Annotated in this window: 11 protein-coding genes and 4 pseudogenes; 7 read left to right on the top strand and 8 right to left on the bottom strand. The window is 71.1% G+C overall.

Features of this window, described 5'->3' with window-relative positions:
• Positions 1-184 precede the first annotated feature (184 nt).
• Positions 185-385 (top strand): annotated as a pseudogene (locus C3488_RS42235) (TRIC cation channel family protein); the annotation flags it as partial.
• A 106-nt stretch (positions 386-491) separates the two neighbouring features.
• Positions 492-608 (top strand): annotated as a pseudogene (locus tag C3488_RS42230) (hypothetical protein); the annotation flags it as partial.
• 298 nt (positions 609-906) lie between these two features.
• Here the strand turns inward: C3488_RS42230 and C3488_RS37845 are convergent.
• Together C3488_RS37845 and C3488_RS37840 are read right to left on the bottom strand one after the other, a co-directional pair.
• The gene (locus tag C3488_RS37845; RefSeq protein ID WP_181139360.1) at positions 907-1,278 is read right to left on the bottom strand and encodes a TraR/DksA C4-type zinc finger protein; all 372 of its coding nucleotides are present in this window, start codon (positions 1,276-1,278) and stop codon (positions 907-909) included.
• 53 nt (positions 1,279-1,331) lie between these two features.
• Positions 1,332-1,640, bottom strand: coding sequence for a TraR/DksA C4-type zinc finger protein (locus tag C3488_RS37840; RefSeq protein ID WP_103845376.1), 309 nt, complete (start codon positions 1,638-1,640; stop codon positions 1,332-1,334).
• 364 nt (positions 1,641-2,004) lie between these two features.
• Here C3488_RS37840 and C3488_RS37835 point away from each other — a divergent pair.
• The 3 genes and pseudogenes from C3488_RS37835 to C3488_RS37825 all read left to right on the top strand — a co-directional run bounded on the left by C3488_RS37835 (position 2,005) and on the right by C3488_RS37825 (position 4,463).
• Positions 2,005-2,959 (top strand): annotated as a pseudogene (locus tag C3488_RS37835) (HAMP domain-containing sensor histidine kinase).
• Between the two features lies 1 nt (position 2,960).
• Positions 2,961-3,641 (top strand): response regulator transcription factor, encoded by a 681-nt coding sequence (locus C3488_RS37830; RefSeq protein WP_103845375.1) that lies wholly within the window; start codon positions 2,961-2,963, stop codon positions 3,639-3,641.
• A gap of 318 nt (positions 3,642-3,959) precedes the next feature.
• The gene (locus tag C3488_RS37825) at positions 3,960-4,463 is read left to right on the top strand and encodes a universal stress protein (protein WP_103845374.1); all 504 of its coding nucleotides are present in this window, start codon (positions 3,960-3,962) and stop codon (positions 4,461-4,463) included.
• 280 nt (positions 4,464-4,743) lie between these two features.
• Here the strand turns inward: C3488_RS37825 and C3488_RS37820 are convergent, their stop codons facing one another.
• The 4 genes from C3488_RS37820 to C3488_RS37805 form a co-directional block, all read right to left on the bottom strand.
• Positions 4,744-5,418: a CBS domain-containing protein gene (locus C3488_RS37820; protein WP_103845373.1), complete on the bottom strand. Its 675-nt coding sequence runs from the start codon at positions 5,416-5,418 to the stop codon at positions 4,744-4,746.
• Between the two features lie 287 nt (positions 5,419-5,705).
• Positions 5,706-6,593, bottom strand: a complete 888-nt coding sequence (locus tag C3488_RS37815; RefSeq protein ID WP_103845372.1) for an alpha/beta fold hydrolase — start codon at positions 6,591-6,593, stop codon at positions 5,706-5,708.
• Between the two features lie 54 nt (positions 6,594-6,647).
• Complete coding sequence (locus tag C3488_RS37810) at positions 6,648-7,181, bottom strand: flavoprotein (protein ID WP_103845371.1); 534 nt, start codon at positions 7,179-7,181, stop codon at positions 6,648-6,650.
• Positions 7,178-7,900 (bottom strand): FMN-dependent NADH-azoreductase, encoded by a 723-nt coding sequence (locus C3488_RS37805; RefSeq protein WP_103845370.1) that lies wholly within the window; start codon positions 7,898-7,900, stop codon positions 7,178-7,180. Before C3488_RS37805 ends, C3488_RS37810 begins: the two co-directional genes overlap by 4 nt.
• Before the next feature lie 73 nt (positions 7,901-7,973).
• Between C3488_RS37805 and C3488_RS37800 the strand changes: the two genes are divergently transcribed.
• Entirely contained in the window at positions 7,974-8,867 is an 894-nt protein-coding gene (locus C3488_RS37800; protein WP_103845369.1) for a sigma-70 family RNA polymerase sigma factor, read from the top strand.
• 4 nt (positions 8,868-8,871) lie between these two features.
• On the opposite strand, the gene C3488_RS37795 is transcribed toward C3488_RS37800, so the two are convergent.
• Positions 8,872-9,072: a ferredoxin gene (locus C3488_RS37795; protein WP_103845377.1), complete on the bottom strand. Its 201-nt coding sequence runs from the start codon at positions 9,070-9,072 to the stop codon at positions 8,872-8,874.
• A 21-nt stretch (positions 9,073-9,093) separates the two neighbouring features.
• Positions 9,094-10,302 carry a cytochrome P450 gene (locus C3488_RS37790; protein WP_103845368.1) on the bottom strand — a complete coding sequence of 403 codons (1,209 nt, stop codon included), beginning with the start codon at positions 10,300-10,302 and terminating at the stop codon, positions 9,094-9,096.
• 263 nt (positions 10,303-10,565) lie between these two features.
• Between C3488_RS37790 and C3488_RS37785 the strand changes: the two are divergent.
• A pseudogene (locus C3488_RS37785) lies at positions 10,566-10,771 on the top strand (lysine transporter LysE); the annotation flags it as partial.

Here is a 10,771-nt window from a genome sequence, read left to right as displayed (position 1 = left end):
GGTCAACGCGTTCCGGGCCGACCGGCAACCCGAGCTCCTCTGAACTTGCGGCCATCGCTGGAGGCTGTGCCGCACTCGCCGTCGTCTCGACGGTGGACCTGGTGGTCATCCTCCGCCGTCGCCGCAGCGAGCGTCCTCCCCGCCACACCGCCATGCGATGACTACGTGAGGGAGGTGCTGGTGCGTGGCCGGCTCGTTTTCGCCCCAGAACGTGACCGAGGTGCCCGGGCGCTGGACTGGGCGGGGTGTTCGTCAACGGAACGCTCGGTGGGGTGCTGCACGGAGCCGCCGCTTGGACCTTTTCGGATTCCTGGTCATCGGCATCGTCTCCGGCCTGGGCGGCGGTGTCCTGCGCGACACCCTGCTGCAGCACGGCACGCCCGTGGCCTTGACCGACTACACTTGTCGCGCCGTCGCCACCGGCGGCACCCTGCTGGCCTTCGTGGCCGACCTGAGCCACCACACCTCCGGCTGGGCCTTCAACCTGCTGGATGCCCTGGCGCTCAGTGTCTGGGCGGCAGCGGGGGCGCAGAAGACCCTCGCCGTGGGTCTGGGCCGGCTGCCGGGCCGTACTGCAGGGCACGGTCACGGCGGTCGGCGGGGGCGCGATCCGGGACCTGCTGCTGACTCGTACCCCCGCGTCAGGATCGCTTCGCTGCGTCCGCGCCTCAAGATCGCGCTGTGCAACATGGGTGGCGGGCTGCGCCATGACTCCTCCTTCCGGGGAACCGACAGTCGGGGGGCTATGCCACCGTCACACGCGGCCTTGCCGCATACCATCGGGCCCCGCACCCATTTCCGCAGGTGCCCGATGCCCACGACCGGCCGAGTGGGACCTGCCCGTCGCCGCAGCGGAGCCAGTACAGCCGCCCTGCGGGGCGGCGGCCGGTGAGCGGGACATGCCGGTCACGGGACTGCCTGCTTGGCCTGCTGGCAGTGGGCGCAGTAGTGGACCTGCGGAACGATCATCAGCCGTTCCCGCTCGATGGGACGTCGGCACAGACGGCAGACGCCGTAGGAGCCCTCGTCCATGCGTTTGAGGGCTGCTTCGACGTCGGAGAGGACCATGCGGGCGGAGGCGGCGAGCTTGACGTAAACCTCGACCTGCCCGGCGGCGCGCTGCTGGAGCCGGTCCTCGACGCGGGAGGCGACCGGGCCGGCGAGCTGCTGCAGTTGCTCCTGGCGGAACAGGCGCTGCTCATGCAGGTTCTCGCGCAGCGCCGCAAGATCCTCGGCCGACAGGTGCGTCGCGCTCTCGACGATGATCTGGTGGTTCACTACTTCACCCCTTCTGAGGGCAGGGCGCAGAACGGAGTCGGTACGGGCAGTGGTCAGGCGGCGCGGCGCCGGCAGGCCACGCAGTGTCGCGTGTAGGGGAGGATCTCCAGCCGCTCCGCAGGAATGGGTCTGCCGCAGGCCAGGCAGGTTCCGTAGGAACCGTCCTCGACGCGGTCGAAGGCTTCCTCGATCTCTTCGAGGACCCGTTCCATGGCGGTCTTCTGCTCGGACAGCAGGTGATCCTCCGTGGTTTGCCTGGTCTCGGTGAGGGCCTGCAACTGCGAGAGCTGGGACGTGCGGGCGTGTTCCAGGCGCTGACGAGCGTCGTGGAGAGGTGTGGCCCGGTTGACATCGAGCGACATGGTCGATCCCTTTCTCGGCGGCATACGGCACGCCGGATTTCGCGCGGGTTCCGTGACGGGGCTGCGAGCGGCCCGGCGGCGTTTCGGGGCCCGCCCGTCCACTGAGGGTGTGGTTCCTTTGTGTCTCCTCCACCCTGGCCGGGCCCGTGGCGGATACCTATCGGGCGGCAGCCCCATTTGTGCCGGGTCAAGGGATCCATGCAGCAGCGTCGCGGACAGTGCGCGCCCTGGGGAAAGGGGGTCCAGGTGCCATCGACGGGGCACTCGGGAGGGGGCAGGCCGGCCGCAGGCCCGGCTCTCCGGACCGCGCGGCTGGGTGATGTCCGGCAGTGGGGGTCGACCGAGACGGGGAGGCGCAGGGCTGGTGTCCTTGTTCTGGCGGATCTTCGCCCTCAACGCCGTGGTGTTGGGCACGGCCACGGCGCTGCTCCTGTGGACTCCGGTCACCGTGTCCGTGCCCGTTCTGCTTACCGAGGCGATCATCCTGGTCGTCGGTATGGCGGTGATGCTGGTCGCCAACGCCGCGCTGCTGAGGCTCGGTCTGGCCCCCCTGGACCGGCTCACCAAGCTGATGACCACCGTAGACCTGCTGCGTCCTGGCCAGCGCCTGCCCGTTTCCGGCGGTGGTGAGATCGCCGAGGTGATCCGTACGTTCAACGCCATGCTGGAGCGCCTGGAGACGGAGAGGGGCTGCGAGCAGTGCCCGGGCTCTGCTGGCCCAGGAGGCCGAACGCCGACGCATCGCGCAAGAGCTGCACGACGAGGTCGGCCAGAGCATGACAGCGATCCTGCTGGGGCTCAAACGGGCCGCAGACGACGCTCCGCCGCGGCTGCGCAAGGAGCTGCATGAGGTGCAGGAGATCACCCGGGAGAGCCTGGACGAGGTCCGCCGCCTGGTACGCCGGCTGCGTCCGGGTGTACTGGACGACCTCGGCCTGGTCAGCGCACTGACCTCGCTCACCGAGGACTTCGCCGCCCACACCGGGCTGCAGGTCACCCGCCGCTTCGACGCCGACCTGCCCGATCTTGCGCCGGAGACGGAACTGGTCCTCTACCGCGTTGCCCAGGAATCGCTGACAAACGTCGCCCGCCACGCGAACGCCGAACGGGTCGCCGTCGCGCTGCAGCACACCGACGACGGCGTGGCACTGACGGTCACCGACGACGGCTCCGGCATCAAGGCCCCCCGTGAGGGCGCCGGAATCCGCGGCATGCGCGAGCGGGCCCTGCTCATCGGGGGCAGCCTGGAGATCACCCCGGCACCCCCCACCGGCACCCGGGTCCAGCTCACCGCACCCGTGTCCAGGAAGCAGCCCTGACATGCCCGACACCACGACTTCGCGTACGGGAACGAGCACGATCCGCATCCTGCTCGCCGACGACCACGCGCTGGTCCGCCGCGGTGTGCGGCTCATCCTCGACCAGGAACCCGACCTTCAAGTCGTCGCCGAGGCCGGTGACGGTGCCGAGGCCATCGAACTGGCCCGCACCCACGACGTCGACCTGGCCGTACTCGACATCGCCATGCCCCGCATGACCGGACTGCAGGCCGCCCGAGAACTGGCCGCCCTCAAGCCCGACCTGCGGATCCTGATGCTCACCATGCACGACAACGAGCAGTACTTCTTCCAGGCCCTGAAGGCCGGGGCCAGCGGGTACGTACTGAAGTCCGTCGCCGACCGCGACCTGGTCGCCGCGTGCCGGGCCGCGATGCGCGACGAGCCTTTCCTGTATCCCGGCGCGGTCACCGCGCTGATCCGCAACTACCTCGACCGGGCCCGCAACGGCGACGAATCCCCCGACCAGATCCTCACTCCCCGCGAGGAAGAGGTCCTGAAGCTGGTGGCCGAGGGACACTCGTCCAAGGAGATCGCCGAGCTGCTGGTCATCAGCGTGAAGACCGTCCAACGGCACCGCGCCAACCTGCTCCAGAAGCTCGGCCTGCGTGACCGCCTGGAACTCACCCGCTACGCCATCCGCGCCGGCCTGATCGAACCCTGACCTACCGGTTCGACGACGACATCGGGGAGTGCCGGCCCCACCGCACACCACGACGAAGGGGGATCGGTGCATGCACCATCCTGTGCGCGCCGCCCTGCAGCTGCCGGAACGCTTCGGTCGAGTGCACGAGCGCCAAAAGTCTTCACGCCCGCACGGCCGCTACGTCGCCACCTTCGACCGGCTGGACGCTGATTCCCGGCGGCAGCACTCCCACCACTCGCCGGATCGACGGGGTGCACCTGTCTGCTGCGGCTGAATGGCGAATCGTCGCCGTGCCGCTCAGCGTAGACGTCTATGAGAGCAGAACGGGCAAATCCTATGGGGAAGAGAGATTCGGCCCCGCATGTCGTCGTGGGTGTCGACGGCTCGCCTTCGTCGCATGCCGCGCTTCGGTGGGCGGTCCGGTATGCAGGACTGATCGGCGGAGATGTGGTGGCAGTTGCAGCCTGGGAACTACCTTGGGCGTACGGCTGGTCCGCTCCCGCGGTGGACCCCACTATGGACAGAACCATCGCCGAGCGCGGCCTTGCCGACCAGGTGGACCAGGTTCTCGGCGAATCCGGCGCTGCCCAGGTGCGAAAGCGTCTGGTCAATGGCAATCCCGTCGAGGTACTGCTCAGCGAGGCGGAGGGCGCCGAGGCCCTCGTCGTGGGCAGCCGGGGCATGGGCGGATTCCGTCGAATGCTGCTGGGATCCGTGAGTCAGCAGTGTGCGCTGCACGCCACGTGTCCGGTCGTCATCGTTCGTGCGGCCGTCGAAATGACCGAGGCTGAAGGGGAACCGGGCGGCAGCGGGCAGGCGCCTCGAGCCGGAAGATCGTGAAAGAGGATCCGGCGACACTGAGCGTTCCGCGGGCGGCGAAGCCGTCGATCGACACGGGAATGCTCCTCATGCTTGTGACGCCCGGGCAGGAGTGAGGGCCCGGAGGCCGCCCAGGCCGATGACCCGGGTGCGCGAGCCCACGGCGAGCCGGTTCCAGGTGTTGATCGCCGCAATGGCGAAGGTGCGTGCCGCGCTGTCCCCCTGCGCACGGCACCAGCAGATGCCATGCCCACGCCCGGAGGCGCTACGCAGGACGACATGTGGGGCGACGGCCCCGATGTCAGGCTGTGGCCGGTCCCCTCCCCCTGTCGTCCACGGCGTAGTCGATCATCGGCCTGACCGTGACCACCCCCTCCACCCCGCGGGCGAGCCGTTCGGCGATCTGGGCGGTGCTCTGGTTCTCGACCTCGCCACGCAGGGTGACCACCCCTTCGTGGACCTGTACCTGCACCTCCTCTTCCTCCAGTCCCAGCATTCCCTCAAGTACGTCGTCGTTGATCTCCTCGTAGATCTCCTCGTCCGGGCGCAGGTAGACGTGGAGCAGGTCCGAGCGGCTGACGATGCCGATGATGCGGTCGGTCTCGTCCACGACCAGCAGCCGCTTGACCCGGTGCCGGTCCATCGCCCGGGCCGCCTGGGCGACCGGCCAGTCGGCGTGAGCGGTGACGACGGGGGTGGTCATCAGCCCGGCGGCGTTCTCCGCACGTGCCTTGGACTTCTCACGGGGCCATCCGGGCGCGGCCTGCTGTCCGCCGACGGGCTGTTCGGCCTGTTTGCGGAGCAGGTCGGCTTCGGACACCACCCCCACGGGTGCCCCTCGGGCGTCGGCCACGGGCACGGCGCTGATGCCGTGGCGGGACAGGACGGATGCGATCTCCTTGAACGGGGTGTCCGGACGGACGGTGACGACATCGCGCGTCATCACCTCACTCACCGTGCTGTGCTGGGCGGTCATCGTTGCAGCTCCTTCCTGACTGCGCGGCGCGCAACACGTTTTACGGGCGTCCCTCGCCTCCACCACGCTGTCCGGTTCCTGCCAGAGCCGGTCAACCCCGGATTTTGCGCCCATTTGGGACCCACGAGAAGCGGTCGTCCCACGGCGCCTGCTCCATGCCGTGGAAAGTCTCGGGTACCCTCCCGGCGGCGTCACTCACGGGTGCCCCGGTTGCTTGGCAACGACGAAAAGCGCGGGCCCCTGCGGCACCGAGTTCGCCGCCGTGGGTCCGCACCCGGGCACCACGGTCAGGACGTGAAGGCGAGGACGGCGTCCGCGACCGCCCGCGGGTTCTCCAGCAGCATGGCGTGCGTGCCGTCGATCGGGGCGACGGTCACATTGGGCCGCTCCTCGACGAGGGCGGTCAGGTCGCGGGCGAGCCCGCTGGCGTAGGCGAGCATCATCGGATCGAACCAGTCCAGGCCGGGGACGGAGGGCACCTGCCGCTGGGCCCGGCCGAGGAGCAGCGGCGCGGTCATCCTGCGGAACAGGGCGAACAGGTCCAGCGAGTCGATGACCTCGAGCATCTGCAGCGCCTGTTCCCGTCCCGGCCGCAGCTCCAGAGCCCCGTCGTCCCGCTCCCGCACGGACCGCCGGATGCCGGCCTCCAGCAGTTCGTAGGGGATGCCGAGGCGCTCGGAGATCGCGCGCTGTTCGGCGAGGAGGTCCTTGAGCCCGTCCGGGGGCAGCTTCCCGCCCTGGCCGGCCGCGTGCAACTCCCGTACCTGGGCGAGATGCTGCGCCACATAGTCCGCGTCCAGGCCCACGTACTGGTCCGGGCGTCCCCAGCCGAACCCGTCGAGGTTCACGGCCCCGGGGGTGACGTCCCGGTGCTCCAGCGCGTACACCACGGCGAGGATGCCGCCGAAGGAGTGCCCGACGGGCAGAGCGTTCGGCATGCCGTGCGCCGTCAGGACCTCCTCGAGGTCGCCGAGCACCTCGGGCAGGCGCCAGGGCCCGTCCGGCGAGAGGCCGTGGCCGCGCAGGTCGACGGCGAGCACGCGGTGCCGGGCCACGAGGAGCGGGGCCACGGCCGCCCAGTCGGCGAGCGTGCGCCCGGCACCGTGCAGGAGCAGCAGGGGCGGCCCGTCACCCCCGTGGTCGTGCACGGCCAGCGCGATACGGTCTGCGGTCATGGCACGACAGTAGAGCGTCGGGTCGGCATACGCCCTGGTGAAACGGGCCCTCCGTCAGGGGCGCGGCGTGAGGAGGTCCAGTGCGCGCTCCCAGCGGAACCGCGGGCGGGTGCCGTCCTCGGCCGCCTCTCCGGCGTACGGGTCACCGAACCGCACCCCCATGCCGGTGAGCCGTTCGAGGCTCGCGCGGTAGGCGGGGTGGGCCGCCAGCGCCTCGCTCACGCAGGGCAGGACGGCGATCGGGACGCCGAGCCCGTACGCCTCGCACAGGGTGCCGAGGGCCAGGGTGTCGGCTGCGCCGGCGGCCCACTTGTTGATCGTGTTGAAGGTGGCGGGGGCCACGACCACCGCGTCGGGGTCCGGGAACGGCCGGGGGTCACCCGGGGCGCGCCAGGCGGACCGGATGGGGCGGCCGGTCCGCTCCTCGACGGCGGCCGTGTCGAAGAACCGGAGGGCGAGCGGGGTGGCGATGACGCCCACCTCCCAGTCCCCTTCCTGCGCGGCCGTGATCAGTTCGAGGACGTCCTGCGCGACGCCGGCGGCGCAGACGACGACGTAGAGGAAGGGTGTGCTGTCGTGTCGGGTCACGCCCGCACCTTAGTGATCACGGCGGGGGGCCGGGTGGCCAGTTCGGTCAGTTCCTTCCGGGCCTGCGCGAGGGAGGCGTCCGCCAGGTCCCGGAAACGGGCCAGGTGGGGAACGAGAGAGGCGAGGGCCATCTCGGCCTGCACGAAGTGGAGGTTCTCCTCGGCGACGCCGTGCTCTGTGAACCAGGCGCGCAGATGGGGCCGCTGGAAGTCGAAGGCCCGGCGAGGCGTGCCCGGCCCGTAGGCACCGCCGCGGGCCATGACCACCACGACCCGGGTGTGGCGAAGCGCGCTGCCGCCGGTCCCCGGGTCGAGGAAGGCGCCGGGGAAGGTCACCCGGTCGATCCACGCCTTCAGCGCGGCGGGCACGGAGAAGTTGTACATCGGCACGCCGAGCAGCACGGTGCCCGCGGCCCGCAGTTCGCGGATCAGCGGCAGGGTGAGCGCCCACTCACGTCGCTCGTCCGGAGTCCCGGTGTGGGCGCCGACCTCCTCGGGCGGGACGACTCCGCAGCGCTCCAGGCGCCGGCCGAGGACGACGTAGGCGGGGCCCAGCGGCGGCACCGGGTCGGCGGCGAGGTCGCGGTGGCGGTAGCCGTCGACGCCGTGGCGGTCGCACCAGATGTCCGCGAACAGCGTGGTCAGCCGGCGGGTGAGAGACTCGGCGGCGGGGCCGGCGCTGGAGTCCAGGTGCAGCAGCCGCGGTCGGGGGTCTGCCATGGTTCTCTCCTGTCACTTCATGGGACTTCGGTACGTCAGGTAGGTGACGGCGCACGGCAGGGAAAGGTGACCGATGAGCGGGCAGAAGGAGCTGGCCGAGCGGTTCGAGGCGCAGCGCGGCCGGCTGCGGGCGGTGGCGTACCGCATGCTCGGTTCGCTCGGTGAGGCGGAGGACGCCGTCCAGGAGACCTGGCTGCGGCTGGCCAGGACCGACGCCGACGAGGTGGAGAACCTGCCCGGCTGGCTGCGCACCGTGATCTCGCGGATCTGTCTCGACATGCTGCGTTCGCGCGCGTCCCGACGCGAGGACCCCGAGCCGGTGTCCGACGAGGTGGGGGTGGACGGCGGTGCGTCCGGTCCCGAGGAGGAGGCACTGCTCGCGGACTCGGTGGGTCTGGCGCTGCTCGTCGTGCTCGACCGGCTCTCCCCCGCCGAGCGGGTGGCGTTCGTGTTGCACGACTCGTTCGGCGTGCCGTTCGAGCAGATCGCGGCCGTCGTGGGCCGCTCGACCGTCACCACCAAGAAGCTCGCGAGCCGCGCCCGGCACAAGGTCCGTGGCACCTCCGCGCCGCCGGCCGCCGAGCTGGACGGGCACCGGCGGGTCGTCGAGGCGTTCCTCGCGGCGGCACGCGGCGGTGACCTCGGCGGACTGCTGGCGGTGCTGGCGCCCGATGTCGTACGGCGGGCCGACGCCGCAGCTCTGCCGCCGGGCGGGGCGCCGGAGCTGCGCGGGGCGCGGGCCGTGGCGGAGCAGACGGTGCTGCTGCGCGGGCGGGCACGGTTCGCCGAGGTGGCGCTGGTGGACGGGACCGTGGGCGCCGTGGTGGCGCCGCGCGGCCGACTGCGCCTGGTGCTGAAGGTGACGGTCGAGGGCGGGAGGATCACCTCCTACGAGGCGATCGCCGATCCCGTGCGGCTGCGCGGGCTCGCAGTCGCCGTCCTCGATACGGCGATCACGGGGCGGTGAGGAGTCAGCTCCCCTTCTCCGAGACGGTGATGGCGCCCACCGGGCAGGCGCGCGCCGCCTCCCGCACCAGTGGGTCGCCGCCGCCGTCCTCCTTGCCGGGCAGCACCTGGCTGAAGCCGTCGTCGTCCTGGGTGAACACTGCGGGGGCGGTCAGGGCGCACTGGCCGGCGCCGATGCAGACGTCGGGGTCGATGGAGATGGAGATGTCGGTCATGGCCGCAGCCTCCTACCAGCTGACGGGGAGTTCCAGCATCCCCTGGACCGTGTCGCCCGGTTTGAAGGGGATTTCCTCCGCCGGGGCGGCGAGCCGCAGTCCGGGCAGCCTGTCGAAGAGGGTGCGCAGGGCGATCTCCAGCTCGGCCCGCGCCAGGTTCTGGCCGAGGCACTGGTGGATGCCGAACCCGAAGGCGACGTGGTGACGGGCCGGGCGGTGCCAGTCGAGGGTGTCCGGCTCGGGGAAGGCGGTGGTGTCGCGGTTGATGACGGAGGTGGAGAACAGCACACCCTCGTCGGCCCGGATCCTCGTCCCCTCGATCTCGATGTCCTCGGTGGCCACCCGCACCAGCCCGTCGGCGATGGACAGGAAACGCAGCAGCTCCTCCACCGCGGCGGACATCAGACCCGGGTCGGCGCGCAGTTCGGCCAGCTGTTCGGGGTGGTGCAGCAGGGTGAAGGTCCCGAGGGAGATCATGTTGGCGGTCGTCTCGTGCCCGGCGACCAGCAGGAGCGTGGCCAGGGAGACCAACTCGTCCCGGTCCAGGGCGCCCTTGCGCAGTTGCTCCTGGATCAGCTCGTCGAGCAGTCCGTCCCCCGGTTCCGCGCGCTTGCGGTCGATCAGCTCCTCGAAATAGGTGTTCAGCCGGTCGCGGGCGTCCTGGGTGTCGGCCACGGACGGACCGCGCAGCAGCCTGCGCGACTGCTCCTCGAAGAAGTCGTGGTCGGCGTACGGCACGCCGAGCAGCGCGCAGATCACCATCGACGGCAGCGGCAGCGCGAAGGCGCTCACCAGTTCGACCGGCGGGCCCGCGGCCTCCATGGCGTCCAGGAGCCGGTCGACGATGGCCTGGATGCGCGGGCGCAGTGCCGTGGCCCGCTTGAGCGTGAAGCTCGGCACCAGCATGCGGCGCTGGGTGCGGTGTTCGGGGTCGTCGACGCCCAGCAGGGCGAGCCTGCGGTTGCGGGCGGCGGCGAAACGCGCGGTGACGGCGGGGAACGCGGACCGGGTCCGGTCCGAGGACAGGCGCGGGTCGGCGAGCAGCGCACGGGCGGTGGCGTGCCCGGTGACCACCCATACGTCGCGGCCGTCGTAGAGGGTGACCCGGGTCAGGGGCCGGGCCGAGCGGAGCGGTTCGTAGGCGGCGGGCGGGTGGTAGGGGCAGGTGCGGTCCTGGGGGAAGGCCACAGGCTCCGACACGGTCGTACCGGTTTTCGTCATGAATGACCTCGCACGAAGATTCCCTTTGCCGATCATCATTAGATGCCTCGGGCATCTACAGGGCCACGCGAAGTTCGGCCATATGCGCCCGCCGTCGCATATGGCCGAAGTAATTCGCTTGCCCGTGCGCCGCCGGTCGTCCAGGCTCTGCGCATGCCGATTGCCGAAGCCCTTCTGCCGCCGTCCTCCGCCGCCGCCGTTCGCCGGGCCGGGGAGCGACAGCAGTGGTGCGGCCGGCCGCGGAGGACCGTGCCCCACCTGCCATGACCGCCGCACTCGTCGCCGGCCTGGTCGCGGGCTACGGCATCGCGGTGCCCGTCGGCGCGGTCGGGACCTACCTGGTGTCCCTGACCGCCCGTACGTCCCTGCGGACCGGAGCGTGCGCCGCGCTCGGTGTCGCCACCGCCGACGGGCTCTACGCCCTGGTGGCGACCGCCGGCGGCAGCGCCCTCGCCGCGTCGCTCCAGCC

Source organism: Streptomyces sp. Ru72, assembly GCF_002920635.1.
In the GTDB taxonomy this organism is placed as follows: domain Bacteria; phylum Actinomycetota; class Actinomycetes; order Streptomycetales; family Streptomycetaceae; genus Streptomyces.
Note: the sequence above shows the minus strand (reverse complement) of the source record. Positions and strands in the feature narration are given on the sequence as shown.